Genomic DNA, 14,817 nt, shown 5'->3' with positions numbered 1-14,817 from the left:
GAGGACTACGGACCACAACCGTGGTTTCGCAACTATCAGGCGGGCTGTCCCGCAACGGAAGGAACGCAGGATGAAACGCGCACTGATTACCGGAATCACGGGGCAGGACGGCTCTTACCTTGCCGAGTTGCTGCTCTCCAAAGGCTACGAGGTTCACGGACTGATCCGTCGATCCTCGACGTTCAACACTTCGAGGATAAACCACATCTACGTTGACCCGCACGATGCGGATGCCCGACTTTTTCTTCACTACGGTGACCTCAGTGACGGAGCGCGCCTGGTGACACTACTCGCGCAGATCAATCCGGACGAGGTGTACAACCTCGCTGCGCAGTCTCACGTCAGGGTCAGCTTCGACGAACCCGAACACACCGGGAACACCACTGGCGTCGGGTCGATCCGACTACTCGAAGCGGTTCGGATGGCCGGACTCGACTGCCGGTTCTACCAGGCGTCGAGTTCCGAGATGTTCGGTGCCACACCGCCACCGCAGAACGAGGAGACACCGTTCTACCCACGTTCGCCCTACGGTGCGGCGAAGGTGTACTCGTACTGGATCACCAAGAACTATCGTGAGGCATACGGGATCTTCGCTGTGAACGGAATTCTGTTCAATCACGAGTCCCCTAGGCGTGGTGAGACATTCGTGACGCGGAAGATCACGCGCGCGGTCGCACGCATCCAGGCAGGTATCGAGGATCATCTGTACATGGGCAATCTCGATGCGATTCGCGACTGGGGATATGCGCCGGAGTACGTGGAGGGAATGTGGCGCATGCTGCAGGTCGACGAGCCTGAGGATTTTGTGCTCGCCACCGGTGGCAACTACTCGGTGCGCGACTTCCTGACCGTCGCGTTCGAACATGCAGGTCTGAACTGGGAAAACCACGTTCGATTCGACGAACGGTATCTTCGGCCGACCGAGGTGGACGCACTGATCGGGGATCCGAGTCATGCCGAGCGCAAACTCGGTTGGAAGGCCGGCGTGCACACACCCGAACTGGCCCGGATCATGGTCGAGGCAGACATCGAAGCGCTCGAACACGAAGGGCGGCCGTGGATCGACACTCCGGCACTTCCCGACTGGTCGGCGACGCGATGAGTGATTCATTCGCAGCGCGACCACTCGATCGAGGCGCACCGTTCTACGTGGCCGGCCACCGAGGTCTGGTCGGCTCTTCGGTGTGGCGACACCTGGAATCTGCGGGCTTCACCAGGTTGCTCGGAAAGACCTCGGCCGAACTCGATCTACGTGACCGGGAAGCTGCTTTCGATTTCTTCGCCCGCGAAAAGCCGACCAACGTGATCCTCGCAGCAGCAAAAGTTGGTGGGATTGCGGCGAACAGCACTTTCCTCGTCGACTTCCTGTCGGAGAATCTGCGCATCCAGGTGAACGTGCTCGACGCTGCCCTCGCACACGGCGTCGAGCGTCTCCTGTTCCTCGGATCATCTTGCATCTACCCGAAATTGGCACCGCAACCGATCAAGGAGGAATACCTGCTCACCGGGCATCTCGAGCCGACCAACGACGCCTATGCAATAGCAAAGATCGCGGGAATACTCCATGTTCAAGCTGCCAGGCGGCAGTATGGTCGCCCCTGGATCTCAGCTATGCCCACCAACCTGTACGGCCCGGGAGACAATTTTTCGCCGCACGGATCGCACGTACTTCCCGCACTCGTTCGGCGTTACGACGAGGCGCAGTCGTCGGCAGTCCAGTCGGTTGTCAACTGGGGGAGTGGCAATCCGCGACGTGAATTCCTGCATGTCGACGACTTGGCGTCGGCGTGTCTGCATCTGCTCGACAACTACGACGGTGCATCGCATGTCAACGTCGGAACCGGCGAGGACCACACAATTCGTGAGATCGCTTCGATAGTCGCCACGGAGGTCGGATACACCGGAGAGACGCGGTGGGACACCTCGAAGCCGGACGGAACGATGCAGAAACTGCTGGACGTGAGCATGATTCGAGAACTCGGATGGCGGCCGACAATCGGATTGCGCGAAGGAATCGCGTCGACGATCTCGTGGTACCGCGACAACATCGGTGCCGTACGTACCTGAATCGCTTTTCCCATCAACACACTTCGCACACTCTCGAGAAAGCAGATCGAGCAACATGAGCACTCGCATAGCAGTATTCGGCACGGGATACCTGGGCGCGACACACGCGGCCTGTATGGCCGAACTCGGTCACGAGGTCCTCGGAGTGGATGTCGATGCGGCAAAGCTGGAGAAACTGGCAGCAGGTGAAGTTCCGTTCTACGAGCCAGGGTTGGGCGAGGTCCTACGAAACAACATCGATCGAGGGCGACTGAAGTTCACGTCGTCGTACGAGGAAGCCGCAGAATTTGCGGACGTGTTCTTCCTCGGGGTCGGTACGCCGCAGAAAAAGGGTGAGTTCGCCGCGGACATGGTCTACGTGGATGCCGTGATCGAGACTTTGGCGCCGCTGCTCACCAAGCCCTCGGTCATCTTCGGCAAGTCCACGGTACCGGTGGGCACCGCGGAACGGCTCGGTAAGCGCGCGCGCGAACTGGCACCGATCGGTGACGGCGTCGAAGTCGCGTGGAATCCCGAGTTTCTGCGTGAAGGATTTGCCGTCCAGGACACGTTGCACCCGGACCGACTTGTGCTCGGAGTCGATCGAAATGTCCGCGGTCGAGCGGAATCTGTTGCGCGCGAAGTCTATGCAGAGCTCATCGATGCGGAGATTCCGTTTCTCGTCACGGACCTTGCGACGGCGGAGTTGGTGAAAGCGTCAGCGAACGCTTTCCTGGCCACCAAGATCTCGTTCATCAACGCCATCTCCGAAGTGTGCGAGGCTGCGGGCGCCGACGTCACAGTGCTCGCCGACGCGATCGGGCACGACGTTCGGATCGGACGTCGATTCCTCAACGCGGGAATTGGTTTCGGCGGAGGGTGTTTGCCGAAGGACATCCGGGCCTTCATGGCTCGCGCCGGTGAACTCGGTGCCGACCAAGCACTGACGTTCCTGCGCGAAGTCGACAATATCAATATGCGCCGACGTACACGCATGGTCGAACTGGCGCGGGAGGCATGCGGATCGCTTCTCGGTGCGAGAGTCGCAGTTCTGGGTGCCGCGTTCAAACCGGACTCGGACGACGTTCGTGATTCGCCGGCGCTCAACGTCGCGGGTCAGATTCAGCTCCAAGGTGCTGCAGTGAACGTGTACGACCCAAAGGCCATGGACAATTCGCGCGCGCTGTTCCCGACGCTGACCTACTCGGCAAATGCATTGGAGGCCTGCGAAGGTGCCGATGTCGTCCTGGTATTGACCGAGTGGCCCGAATTCTTGAAGTTGCAGCCGTCCGATCTCGATTCGGTGGTTCGCAAGAAAGTGATCGTCGACGGGCGCAATTGCCTTTCCCCCGATGAGTGGCGAGGCGCAGGTTGGAACTACCGCGGACTGGGACGCCCGTGAGCACAGGACGTCTCGTCCGTCGCAGCTGATCTATATCGAAATGAGAAAGCCCGGTTCGCCCTCGCGGTCCGACCGGCAAAGACCGCTCAGACCCGCAGTGGACATGCGTGAGCCGAAGGAGACATCAAGATGGAAATTGTCGACTACCTGAAGATATTGCAAGCCAGATGGCGAATAGTCGCTGCTGTAACCGTGCTCGGAATCCTGGGAGCCCTTTGCGCTTCTCTTCTTTCGACGCCCGTTTACCAGGCCTCGACGAGGCTGTTCGTTTCGACGTCGGCGGGTACCTCGGTCAACGAGGCACTGCAGGGCAGTCAACTTTCACAGCAGCGAGTTCTGTCCTATACAAAACTCCTGACCGGCCGAACACTCGCACAGCGGACGATCGACGAACTGGGACCGAGGGTGGTCGGCGGGATGTCGGCTGACGAGTTGGCCTCCAAGGTCACTGCGACGTCGGCGCCCGACACTGTATTGATCGACCTCGCAGTCAAGGACGCGTCACCGGAACTCGCACGCGAGATCGCAAACACTCTCTCATCCGAATTCGTGGCATTGGCAAAGGAACTGGAGACACCCGAGAACGGCGGAACACCGCCTGCACGTGTGGTCGTCGAACAGCAGGCTCAACAGCCGACTGTTCCGGTGTCACCCAAGACTTCGCGCAACCTCGCGCTCGGCGCAGTGGCGGGACTGGTTGTGGGGATCGCGCTTGCGTTGATTCGTGATCGACTCGACAACACGGTGAAAGATCGTCGAACTGTAGAAGAGATCGCGGGTTCGGCGATGGTGGGCACGATCCCGTTCGACAAGGACGTCGAAGTCAATCACGCGATCGCTTTCAGTGACGGAAGTTCCGTGAGTGCCGAAGCCTTCCGTGAGTTGCGCACCAACCTTCAGTTCCTCGAGGTGGACCATCCACCGCGTGTCATCGTCGTCACGAGTTCGCTTCCCTCCGAAGGTAAGACGACCACGGCCGTGAACATCGCTCTCGTCTTGGCGGAGGCCGGCAAATCAGTGTGCCTGATGGAGGGCGACCTCCGGAAGCCGCGAGTATCGAAGTATTTGGGATTGCTCGGAAGTGTCGGCGTCAGTTCGGTGCTCTCCGGTCAAGCGACGCTGGACGATGTGCTTCAGCCGACCGAGTTCGACGGGCTGACAGTGCTCGCCTCCGGACCGATCCCGCCGAACCCGAGCGAACTACTCGGCACGGACACGGCCAAACATGTTCTCGAGGAACTGCGGGCGCGATACGACTACGTCATCATCGACGCCTCGCCGTTGCTACCCGTCACGGATGCCGCGGTCCTGGCCGCGATGTCGGACGGTGCCCTGGTGATCGCCCGACACGGCTCCACGAAGTGCGATCAACTGGCGCGCGCGGTCGGAAACCTACAGAGTGTGGGTGCGCACGTCCTGGGCACTGTCATCACGATGACGCCGTCTCGCGGACGCAATGCGTACGAGTACAGCTACTACTACGAGTCGGACAAGTCGCTACCGCAGTTGACCGCGGTGCCCGCGCTCAACGCTCACCGAAGCGAAGTCGGCTGAGCAGCGGGCCGAGGAGATCGGCGATCTCAAGTCCGATCTCGTGAAACACGTTCTCTTCCTTACCCATCGGATCCATGACGTCCTCGGGTTCGGTGGCACGAAATCGGGGTCTGGCGGCGGCGAGGTCCTCGACAGTTCCTGCATCTGCGAGCGAGCCCAACCGTGCGGCTTCTCGAAGTGTGAACGTGCGCTTGAGCCGCGCCGGAGCCATCGCCAGGACTTTGTCTCGCTGACTTTCGGTCATCGTGAGAATGAGGTCGGCGTCCGACGCCAGCGCTGCTGTCATGCGTCGGGCTTGAAACTCCGTGGGGTCGCCGCCGAGCCCCGCGAGAACCCTCGCAGCAGTTGGCTCGATCGGGTGTCCGACCATCGCCCGGGTTCCGGCACTCGACGCGGTGAATCCGGTGACCCCGGCTTCGGCGGCATAAGCACGTGCAAGGCGTTCGCCCGTGGGTGATCGGCAGATGTTTCCCGTACAAACGAAGAGAACGTGCATGGCAGAAGCATAGGTTGCACACGCGACGCACTCGTCGTACGCCCGATGTTGGTTTCGCGCCCACCTGGCGTACGCGTTTCGGAAAGTTCGGACGCATACCAACAACACATGAAGATGACCGTGTTCGGAACGGGATACCTGGGGGCGACCCACGCAGTGTGTATGGCCGAACTTGGCCACGACGTGCTGGGAGTCGACATCGACCAGTCCAAGGTCGACAAGTTGTCTCGTGGGGAGGTCCCGTTCTTCGAGCCGGGTCTGACCGACATGCTGGAGAAGAATCTGGCGTCGGGTCGGCTGCAGTTCACGACTTCCTACTCCGATGCCGCGGATTTTGCGGACATCCATTTCGTCGGTGTGGGGACGCCTCAGAAGAAGGGGGAGTACGCCGCAGATCTGAGTCATGTTCATTCGGTGATCGACATGTTGGCGCCGTTGTTGCGAAAGCCTTCGCTGATAGTCGGGAAGTCGACGGTGCCGGTAGGCACGGCAGCGGCTCTCGGCGAGCGGCTCCGAGCGACTGCGCCGGCGGGTGGCTCGGTAGAGGTGGCCTGGAATCCGGAGTTCCTGCGTGAAGGACACGCGATCGCGGATACCTTGAGCCCTGACCGGTTGGTTCTGGGGATCGATCGTGACCGGCCGGGAAACGCCGAAGGCGTTCTTCGCGAGGTGTATGCCGAGATACTGGGCGCGGGGGTGCCGTTCCTCGTGACCGATCTGGCGACGTCCGAGTTGGTCAAGGGATCTGCGAACGCGTTTCTCGCGACCAAGGTGTCCTTCATCAATGCGATTGCGGAGGTGTGCGAGGCGACCGGCGCCGACGTCACGATGTTGGCCGACGCTCTCGGGTACGACGCTCGGATCGGTAGACGGTTCCTCAATGCGGGCTTGGGGTTCGGCGGTGGGTGCCTGCCGAAGGACATTCGGGCGTTCATGGCACGCGCCGGGGAGTTGGGTGTCGACCAGGCGCTGTACTTCCTCCGCGAGGTCGACAGCATCAACATGCGACGACGGACAAAAGCTGTGGAACTGGTGACGGCAGCCTGCGATGGCAGTTTGCTGGGAGCTAACGTGTCGGTGCTGGGAGCTGCGTTCAAGCCCGAATCCGACGATGTGCGCGATTCGCCTGCGCTCAACGTTGCAGGAATGATGCAGTTGCACGGGGCGGCGGTCACCGTTTTCGATCCGAAGGCCATGGATAATTCTCGCCGACTGTTTCCCACCCTTCACTACGCAACCTCCACGTCAGAAGCTTGCAGGAATGCTGATGTGGTCTTGATCGCCACTGAATGGGACGAGTTCGCCTCACTCGTGCCCGCCAATTTGGAACCACTCGTTCGGCGGCGGGTGATCGTTGACGCCAGAAATTGCCTCGATCCGGACCTGTGGCGCGCCGCCGGTTGGAACTATCGCGGATTGGGGCGGTAGGTCGAACGTCCAGGTAGCGAAAAAATAGCTGCGAGAAGGCCTTAGGTGAGATGCGCGAACCTCGCAGACCATGCCCAGTGGGTAGACTTCCGGCCGGGGAATGACGGGGTCTGGTGACGGAACCCGTCGACGGTCGACGAAGGTGGATCATGAACTTGGTTTTGGGTGTGACGGTGGGAGCCAGCGCTGTGCGTTTGGCGCGCCCGGGGACGCCCGACCACAGTGGTCCGGTGTTCCGATCCAGAGCGGTCGATCGAGGCCGCGAGATTCCGGAGGAAGTGGCAGCGGAGGCAACCGGCGTGGCCTTGACCGAGAATGCCGACCTCGGCAGCAATACGGTCGTCGCCTACCGGGATCAAGCGCAGGCCGGAGCACTCCAAACAGCGTTCGAACAGAACGGCATCGACAACTTCGAGCTGGTTCCCGAAGTAGTCGCGACGCTTCGAATGCTCGAGGAGTCCGGTGCGTTGACCGACCAGAGCACACTCGTCGTCGTCGACATCGGTAGTTCTGGATCGACGATCAGCATTGTGGACAGGCAGATGCGGTCTACCGTCGTCACCGCCCGGTCGACGCGGGTCAGTGGAGATCACTTCGACGAGCTCGTCTACTCGGATCAGACCGTGCGTCGCCGTATAGCTACGCCGGCCGACCCGGGCGGCGATGCCGAACTGCAGGCGCGATGCCGACTCGCGAAGGAACAGCTGTCCTCACGAAGTGCGGTGTGCCTGCCCGGCCCCGGCGGGCTTCTCCTGCTGTCGCGGGAAGTTTTCGATTCGTTGGTCGTCACGTCGGTGGAGGCCTTCGCACGCGAGATACGAGAGGTCATCGCAACGTCCGGCCGTAACCCCGACGCGATTCTCCTGATCGGTGGCGGTGCACGCATTCCGATCGTGCGGGCGACCCTCGCCGCGTGGCTGGAGTGCCCCCTCATCGCGCCCGAGCAGCCGGAACTCGTGACTGCGCAAGGCGCTGCGCTGATCGCGGAGTCGTCGATGACGCCATCGGCGCGCGCGGTATCTGCCCCGGTTCAGGTTCCGGCTGTAGCGCCGATCTTTGCGCCGTATCCGATCCACACCCCGGCGGAGGTACCCGTTCCGGTTCAAGCGTTCAGCCACGGAGGGGTCGCAACGCTCGCGGAATCGGAGCGGCCAAATGCCTTGTCCGAAGTCACTTCCGGCACGAAGTCCGTTCCGCAAGAACAGGTGCCGAGCCCTTACGCGGCGGAACTGCCTCAGCCGCGACCGAACCGACACGAGCAACGATTCGATCCGGCCGCAGATCTCGTGGTCGCCGACAGCGACCCGGCCACGGACGGATTCAGCACAGAACGTGACGCAGACACCGAGGCCGTGATGGTTGACGCCCAGGCGTACTCGGCGATGTACGAAGGCGAGGGACCCGGAGCAGGAACCGCACACCCGTCCTGGCTCGCCGGGACACAACCCGTTGAATCGACATCCAAAGAGCCGAGAAACCCGCTACGGTTCGCGGGCCTCGGCGCCGGTGTGATCGCGGCGATCGTGATCGTGGGGCTGGGATTGGGCTACGGAGGAAAGGTCTTCGATTCCGAGGACGCCGGACCCGTGGCAACCGAGGTGACCACGACGGCACCGACGACCACGACTACTCCGCCGCCGACGACCACAACGACCCCGCCCCCGACGACGACGGAGGAAGCCCCTCCGGTCGTCGAGGCTCCGCCAGTCGTGCAGGACACTTACGTGCCTCCCGCGCCCGCGCCCGCGCCGCCACCGCCGGCGATCTACATCCCGGGGCTTCCGCCGATTCTGTTGCCGGTTCTCCCACCGATTCCCGGACTCTGAGGCTCGTTTTCAGCGTTTGGAGTGTCGGCCACCTGACGTGGGGCCGGCCTTGACCGCGCTACCGGGCGGACGGGCGAGAATCACGGCGATGGCAGTGGTGAGTGGAACCGAAAGCGCCAGGGCTATTCCGCCGACAGCGGACCTTACGATCTCGATTGCGACGGCATCACCGACCAGGACGTCCTGAAGTGGGCGCCCGCTGACGCTGAAGAGCAGTAGCAGTGGCAGCGCCCCACCCGCGTACGCGAGAACCAAGGTGTAGACCGTGCTGGCGATGTGATCACGTCCGACCCGCATCGCACCGCCGAAGACTTTTCGACGGGACGCATGCTTGTCGAGTTCGGCCAACTCGAATGCCGAGGATGCCTGGGTGATGGTGACGTCGTTGAGAACGCCGAGCGAGCCGATGATGAAGCCCGCCAGCAGCAGGCCGGTGATGTCTATGTGCTCGATATAGGTCTGAACATTGGTGTTCTGCTCTTCAGACAAACCGGTGAGGTGTGTCAGTTCAATGCAGAGGTAGGAGAGAACCGCGGCGAGCACCATGGCGGCAAGGGTGCCGAGCAAAGCAGAACTGGTCTTGAGTGAGACCCCGTGCGCCAGATAGAGAACCGCGTACAAGATCACCGCCCCGGCGACCAGCGCAACCGGTATCGCAGGCTTGCCGTCGAGCAGAGCGGGTAGGAGAAACCCGACGACTACGCCGAAGGCGATCACCAGGCCGACGAGTGCGCGCAGCCCTCTCCACCGTGCGACTGCGATGATGACGACGGCGAACGCGATGACGATCAACGCCAGCGGGAGCCCACGCGAATAGTCTTCGAAGGAGTACTGCGTGTTTCCGTTCGGGTCGGTCTGACGCACCAGGCGAATGTGGTCACCCACGCGAAGGTCCGGCTGACCGGCGCCCGGAATGACCTCGAGCAATGTCTTCGTTCCGGCATTCGGCCCGGATTCGATATCGACGATACTTCGCTGGCACTGGTAGGCGGAGGTAGGCGGCGGTTGCGGGGCACCGACGAATACCCTTCCGGCAGAGGAACTTCCGCAGTCACCGAGATCCTGCATCGTGACGGTGCCCGCCTCGGTTTCCACCGAGCTGCCGTCGGCATTCTGGAAGGGGAGTGGGACGGGAATGGTGTTCTTGTCCGGCCACAGTGCGACAGCTGCCGCGACGACGACCATGCCGATGACGACGAGCAACCCGATGACGACGCGTGATGCGGTGGGGCCGATCTGAATGGGGCCACCGTGGCCATGGCCGTGACTCATCGGAAACTGAGTGTCGGACTGGGGATTTGCACCGGTGCAATGTTATCGGCTCCGAAGCGAATGGTCAGCTTCTGACGGCAGTGTCGGTGAAAGGCAGTGTCGCTGCAAGGCAGAGTCGGCGAAAACCGGTGCTACCGATGAGGGGTTGTGAAACTGGGATTGGTCGAGCTGGGTGGCGGGGAACAGGGGGGGTTGTCCCCGCCACCAACCTGGTATCCACAGGGGGGGGAGGGATACCAGGTGCTCGCGGCACCGAAGTGCTGCTAACTAATGTACCCAATTTCAAACCGATTTGGCGCGTTGTCCAACTACCAATTTCACAACGAATCACGTACCGGTTGGACCGTTTTCACATCGGGGCAGGTCACTAAATAGTTAAAGAGTCAATCAAACCGCCTGGTTTGCGAAAAATGTGACCAAGGTCGCACAAATGCCCCGCAGTTTTACGTTTACGGGGCATTTGTACAACGAATTGTTTACTCGATTTCAGCCGGATTCAGCGTGAGAATCTACTGTTTGTAACTGGTGAGGAAGTTGCCGAATCGCTCGATGGCCACGGCGAGATCTCGGGCCCACGGAAGGGTGACGATCCGAAGGTGATCGTGATTCGGCCAATTGAACCCGGTGCCTTGAACCATCAGGATCTTCTCCTGGAGAAGCAGGTCCTGAACCAATTTCTCGTCGTCGTGGATCTCGTAGACGTTCGGATCCAGACGAGGGAACGCGTAGAGCGCGCCGCGAGGCTTCACACACGAAACGCCCGGAATCATGTTCAATCGCTCCCAAGCGACGTCGCGCTGCTCGAGCAGGCGGCCGCCGGGCAGGATCAGGTCTTCGATGCTCTGGTGACCGCCGAGGGCGACCTGAATGGCGTGCTGTCCGGGGACGTTGGGGCACAGACGGGTCGACGCCAAGAGATCGAGTCCCTCGAGGAAGCCGGCCGCGTGATCCTTCGGGCCCGTGATCGCCACCCAGCCGGAGCGGTAGCCGGCGACGCGGTAGGCCTTCGAGAGGCCGTTGAACGTCAGGCACAGCAGATCAGGGGCAAGTGTTGCCAGCGAGATGTGCTTGGCGTCGTCGTAGAGGATCTTGTCGTAGATCTCGTCGGCGAGCAGCAGAAGCTGATGCTTGCGTGCCAGATCGACCAACTGCTGCAGAACCTCCATCGAGTACACCGCACCCGTGGGGTTGTTCGGGTTGATGACGAGGAGAGCCTTGGTCTTGTCGGTGATCTTGGATTCGATATCGGCGATATCGGGATTCCAGTCGTTGGCCTCGTCGCAGAGATAGTGGACGGGCGTCCCTCCGGACAAGCTCGTCATCGCAGTCCACAGGGGGTAGTCCGGTGCTGGGATCAGAACCTCGTCGCCGTTGTTGAGGAGGGCCTGCATGGTCATCGTGATCAGCTCGGAAACACCGTTGCCGAGGTAGATGTCGTCGACGTCGAGCTCGGGGAAGCCGGGAACCAGCTCGTAACGCGTCACGATTGCGCGCCGCGCCGACAGAATGCCCTTCGACTCCGAATAGCCCTGTGCATAGGGCAGGGCGGCGATCATGTCCCGCATGATCACATCGGGGGCGTCGAATCCGAACGGTGCCGGGTTGCCGATGTTGAGCTTGAGGATCCGGTGTCCTTCCGCCTCCAACCGGGCGGCATGCGCGTGCACCGGTCCACGGATTTCGTACAGGACGTTCTGGAGCTTCGACGACTGCTCCAGCTCGCGCTGCGGCTGACGGTGGCGGACGGGTTCTGGTGTGCTCACGAGTTACATGATTCCACCACTGTGCAAGTGCATTGTCGGGGACCGTGTCGCACGCCCCGTTGGCTATTGTCGAGCGATGACCCCCAGCGAGCAGATTGCAGCCCCGTACGGATCGTGGACTTCTCCGATCGGAGCAGCTGATCTGGCTGCAGGTGGGCACCCTGTCGAGGGTGGACGATACGTCGGTGACGAGATCTGGTGGGCTGAACTTCGTCCGACCGAGGGTGGTCGGACCTCGATCCGTCGATCTGGTCTCGACAACCAACCCGTCGACATCCTCCCCGCGCCGTGGAACGCGCGTACCAGGGTTCACGAGTACGGCGGTGGCGCCTGGACGGTCACCGAGTCCGGAAAACTGGTCTTCAGTGAATTCTCCGATCAGCGGGTGTACATCCTCGAAGGAGTCACTCCACGGGCTCTGACGCCCGAACCGGCGTCGCCGGCCGCATTGCGATACGCAGACCTGCAGATCGTGAACGGCGAGGTGTGGGCGGTTCGGGAAGCGCACGCGGAGGACGGGGCGATCACTCGCGATATCTGCGCGATTCCGCTGGACGGTTCCGGCAACATCCGCTCGATCGTCGGCGGCTCGGACTTCCTCTCGTCACCGAGGCTTTCGCCGAGTGGAACCAAGATCGCCTGGATCGCATGGAACCATCCGCAAATGCCCTGGGACGGTACCGAACTGAGGGTAGCTCCACTCGTCGACGGCGTCGCTCAGGCGTATTCCGTGCTGATCGGCGGACTTGAAGAGTCCGTCCTGCAGCCGGAGTGGATCACCGACGACGAACTCTACGCAATCAGCGATCGCAGCGGCTGGTGGAACATCTATCGCGTCGGCGGCAAGATCAGCCCGATTTGCCCGGTGAACGCGGATTTCGGTGGCCCGCAGTGGCGCTTCGGTGGGCGCTGGTTCGTCGAACTCGGCAACGGGCACCTTCTCACCGCACGCACCGTCGGAACCGACACGCTGGCGGTACTCGACCCGGCGTCGGGGGAACTGCGCGACATCGCGACCCCGGGTGTCACCAGCATCGGCCTCATGCAGGTTCGCGGAGATCGGTTACTGCTCATCTCGGGAGGCGCGAAACTGGCGGGCGCGCTACGTGAACTGGACCTCGGTACCGGCGAACTCACCGAAATCCGTTCGTCGGTCGAAGAATTGCCCGAGTCTGCCTATCTTCCGGAAGCGCGAGCCGTCGTGGCTCACGGACACGGGCGAGAAGTTCACGCCGTTGCTTATCCGCCGCGCAGTCCGCGATACAAAGGGCCCGACGATGAACTGCCGCCGTATGTCGCGTTTGTTCACGGTGGGCCGACGGCGCACGTCGCACCGGCCCTCAACCTCGTCTACGCCTTCTTCACCAGCCGCGGAATCGGCGTCGTCGACGTGAACTACGGCGGGTCGACCGGTTACGGACGTGAGTACCGTAATCGATTGCGTGGTCAGTGGGGTGTCGTCGACGTGCAGGACGTCGTCACCGCCGTCAACGGGTTGGCCGAGCAGGGGCTTGCCGATCCGGCCCGCCTTGCCATCGAAGGCGGATCCGCCGGTGGTTGGACCGTTCTGGCCGCACTGACGACGTCCGACGTGTTCGCTTGTGGTGCTTCCTATTTCGGCGTGGCCGAACTGGACCTGTTCGTGCAGGAAACTCACGATTTCGAATCGCGTTACGTCGACGGTTTGATCGGCCCGCTGCCGGAATCTGCCGACCTGTACGCGGAACGTGCTCCACTCAACAACGTCGACGGGTTGAACTGCCCGGTGTTGCTTCTCCAGGGTCTCGACGATCCGATCGTGCCACCCTCGCAGGCGGAGCGATTCCGGGATGCTCTGGTGGCCAAGGGCATTCCGCACGCGTACCTGGCCTACGAGGGTGAATCTCACGGATTCCGCAAGCAGTCGACCATCATCAGCTCACGCAACGCCGAGCTGTCCTTCTACGGGCAGGTGCTCGGATTCACTCCACCCGGCATTCCGACGCTCGAGCTGTGGAAGCCTGCGATCAGTAGCTGACGGCCCCGTGGCTGCGCGCGAAGGCCGCCAGGATCCGGCTTGCCACCAGTGACGGGGTCGACAGGTCGGCCCACGTCCACCTCGCGACCTCCCACCCTGCGTCACGGAGTCGGTCTTCGCGGAGCTTCTCGTTCCAGAGCGCGTCCTCGGGGCTGCGACCGGCGGGCACCAGTCGGCCGTACTTGATGCGGCCGTCGAACTCTCCGATGGTGCGCTGCTCACGCCACAGGAAGTCGACGCGGCCGGCAAACCCTCGAGCGTCGTGGATGTCGACCTGGGGTTCGGGGAGCGGCAGGTGTTCGTGCAGGAACAATGCGAGGCTCCGTGATTCACCGACGCTTTCGATACGGGAGTCCATCGCGGTGAGCGCGTGGAGCGCATGTCGATGGCGCGGATGGTTCGGGCTGAGTGCCAGCGAGGCTGCAACCGCGTCCTTGGTCAACCTTGAACGGTGCAACGCTGAATTGCCCACGACGAGAGCCTGTTCGAAAGTGAGTGTCCTCGCGAGATCCGCAACAGTTCGTGCCGGAGTCGTGACGCGCAGCCCATCGACTTCGGTGATCTCGTTGTCCGCCAGCCATGTCGAGTGCACATGACGTCGAGCGGACTTTCGGCCACCACCTCGCCGGTTCCGGGACAGGTGAACGACGTCGAGCGGAGTGTTCCAGAGTTCGAAACCGTGCAGAACCGCAGCCGAGACGTGGCTGACAGTGGCACCGGGTGAAGCGGCGCAGGCCACGGCCTCTGCCCGCAATCGATGTCGTCCGTATGCGTCGAGGCGGGACAGGTGGCCGCTGTCCACGTACGCACCACGATGGATTCTGGCCCAGGTTCCACTAGCGCAGGCCTGTCGGATCTCGGCATCGGTGCGACCGATCGACAGTTGGTCCGGCCTGCGGATGATATGTGTCTGTTCCCCCATGTCGATCGATCTTGCTGCGCCCGGCGCTGGAAAGGAAGCCGTGACCCCGGGGGGGTGGATAGCCGTGAGTGAACACCACTTGTCCACAGTT

Annotated in this window: 11 protein-coding genes; 7 read left to right on the top strand and 4 right to left on the bottom strand. The window is 62.1% G+C overall.

Annotated features, from left to right (window positions below; genetic code table 11):
- Positions 1-70 precede the first annotated feature (70 nt).
- The 4 genes from gmd to AC1Q6C_RS19005 all read left to right on the top strand — a co-directional run bounded on the left by gmd (position 71) and on the right by AC1Q6C_RS19005 (position 5,002).
- Complete coding sequence (gene gmd / locus AC1Q6C_RS19020) at positions 71-1,102, top strand: GDP-mannose 4,6-dehydratase (protein WP_003943655.1); 1,032 nt, start codon at positions 71-73, stop codon at positions 1,100-1,102.
- Complete coding sequence (locus tag AC1Q6C_RS19015; RefSeq protein WP_037131034.1) at positions 1,099-2,067, top strand: GDP-L-fucose synthase family protein; 969 nt, start codon at positions 1,099-1,101, stop codon at positions 2,065-2,067. The genes gmd and AC1Q6C_RS19015 overlap by 4 nt, the downstream gene beginning before the upstream one ends.
- Positions 2,068-2,122: 55 nt before the next feature.
- Positions 2,123-3,448: a UDP-glucose dehydrogenase family protein gene (locus AC1Q6C_RS19010; protein ID WP_230359585.1), complete on the top strand. Its 1,326-nt coding sequence runs from the start codon at positions 2,123-2,125 to the stop codon at positions 3,446-3,448.
- Positions 3,449-3,577: 129 nt separating this feature from the next.
- Positions 3,578-5,002 (top strand): tyrosine-protein kinase domain-containing protein, encoded by a 1,425-nt coding sequence (locus tag AC1Q6C_RS19005; RefSeq protein ID WP_209448416.1) that lies wholly within the window; start codon positions 3,578-3,580, stop codon positions 5,000-5,002.
- Here AC1Q6C_RS19005 and AC1Q6C_RS19000 read toward each other — a convergent pair.
- Entirely contained in the window at positions 4,974-5,498 is a 525-nt protein-coding gene (locus AC1Q6C_RS19000; protein ID WP_003943651.1) for an arsenate reductase/protein-tyrosine-phosphatase family protein, read from the bottom strand. The two genes, AC1Q6C_RS19005 and AC1Q6C_RS19000, sit on opposite strands and share 29 nt — an antisense overlap.
- 108 nt (positions 5,499-5,606) lie before the next feature.
- Between AC1Q6C_RS19000 and AC1Q6C_RS18995 the strand changes: the two genes are divergently transcribed.
- Both AC1Q6C_RS18995 and AC1Q6C_RS18990 read left to right on the top strand, forming a co-directional pair.
- Positions 5,607-6,926, top strand: a complete 1,320-nt coding sequence (locus tag AC1Q6C_RS18995; RefSeq protein WP_230359586.1) for a UDP-glucose dehydrogenase family protein — start codon at positions 5,607-5,609, stop codon at positions 6,924-6,926.
- 149 nt (positions 6,927-7,075) lie between these two features.
- Positions 7,076-8,752 carry a DUF7159 family protein gene (locus AC1Q6C_RS18990; protein ID WP_230359587.1) on the top strand — a complete coding sequence of 559 codons (1,677 nt, stop codon included), beginning with the start codon at positions 7,076-7,078 and terminating at the stop codon, positions 8,750-8,752.
- 9 nt (positions 8,753-8,761) lie between these two features.
- Here AC1Q6C_RS18990 and AC1Q6C_RS18985 read toward each other — a convergent pair whose 3' ends face one another.
- Together AC1Q6C_RS18985 and AC1Q6C_RS18980 are read right to left on the bottom strand one after the other, a co-directional pair.
- Entirely contained in the window at positions 8,762-10,024 is a 1,263-nt protein-coding gene (locus AC1Q6C_RS18985; protein ID WP_003943628.1) for a YibE/F family protein, read from the bottom strand.
- 509 nt (positions 10,025-10,533) lie between these two features.
- Complete coding sequence (locus AC1Q6C_RS18980; RefSeq protein ID WP_003943683.1) at positions 10,534-11,787, bottom strand: pyridoxal phosphate-dependent aminotransferase; 1,254 nt, start codon at positions 11,785-11,787, stop codon at positions 10,534-10,536.
- Positions 11,788-11,863: 76 nt separating this feature from the next.
- On the opposite strand from AC1Q6C_RS18980, the gene AC1Q6C_RS18975 reads away from it, so the two are divergent.
- Positions 11,864-13,804, top strand: coding sequence for a S9 family peptidase (locus AC1Q6C_RS18975; RefSeq protein WP_064443246.1), 1,941 nt, complete (start codon positions 11,864-11,866; stop codon positions 13,802-13,804).
- On the opposite strand, the gene AC1Q6C_RS18970 is transcribed toward AC1Q6C_RS18975, so the two are convergent.
- The gene (locus AC1Q6C_RS18970; RefSeq protein WP_042452245.1) at positions 13,794-14,726 is read right to left on the bottom strand and encodes a hypothetical protein; all 933 of its coding nucleotides are present in this window, start codon (positions 14,724-14,726) and stop codon (positions 13,794-13,796) included. The genes AC1Q6C_RS18975 and AC1Q6C_RS18970 overlap by 11 nt on opposite strands.
- Between the last annotated feature and the right edge of the window lie 91 nt (positions 14,727-14,817).

The organism is Rhodococcus sp. MT28 (genome assembly GCF_058792695.1).
This window is presented reverse-complemented; position numbering and strand designations above follow the sequence as displayed.

What these genes read in the sequence shown, in the direction of transcription:
- gmd (WP_003943655.1), top strand. Translation starts at nt 71, where the DNA reads ATGAAACGCGCACTGATTACCGGAATCACGGGGCAGGACGGCTCTTAC.
- AC1Q6C_RS19015 (WP_037131034.1), top strand. Translation starts at nt 1,099, where the DNA reads ATGAGTGATTCATTCGCAGCGCGACCACTCGATCGAGGCGCACCGTTC.
- AC1Q6C_RS19010 (WP_230359585.1), top strand. Translation starts at nt 2,123, where the DNA reads ATGAGCACTCGCATAGCAGTATTCGGCACGGGATACCTGGGCGCGACA.
- AC1Q6C_RS19005 (WP_209448416.1), top strand. Translation starts at nt 3,578, where the DNA reads ATGGAAATTGTCGACTACCTGAAGATATTGCAAGCCAGATGGCGAATA.
- AC1Q6C_RS19000 (WP_003943651.1), bottom strand. Translation starts at nt 5,498, where the DNA reads ATGCACGTTCTCTTCGTTTGTACGGGAAACATCTGCCGATCACCCACG.
- AC1Q6C_RS18995 (WP_230359586.1), top strand. Translation starts at nt 5,607, where the DNA reads ATGAAGATGACCGTGTTCGGAACGGGATACCTGGGGGCGACCCACGCA.
- AC1Q6C_RS18990 (WP_230359587.1), top strand. Translation starts at nt 7,076, where the DNA reads ATGAACTTGGTTTTGGGTGTGACGGTGGGAGCCAGCGCTGTGCGTTTG.
- AC1Q6C_RS18985 (WP_003943628.1), bottom strand. Translation starts at nt 10,024, where the DNA reads ATGAGTCACGGCCATGGCCACGGTGGCCCCATTCAGATCGGCCCCACC.
- AC1Q6C_RS18975 (WP_064443246.1), top strand. Translation starts at nt 11,864, where the DNA reads ATGACCCCCAGCGAGCAGATTGCAGCCCCGTACGGATCGTGGACTTCT.
- AC1Q6C_RS18970 (WP_042452245.1), bottom strand. Translation starts at nt 14,726, where the DNA reads ATGGGGGAACAGACACATATCATCCGCAGGCCGGACCAACTGTCGATC.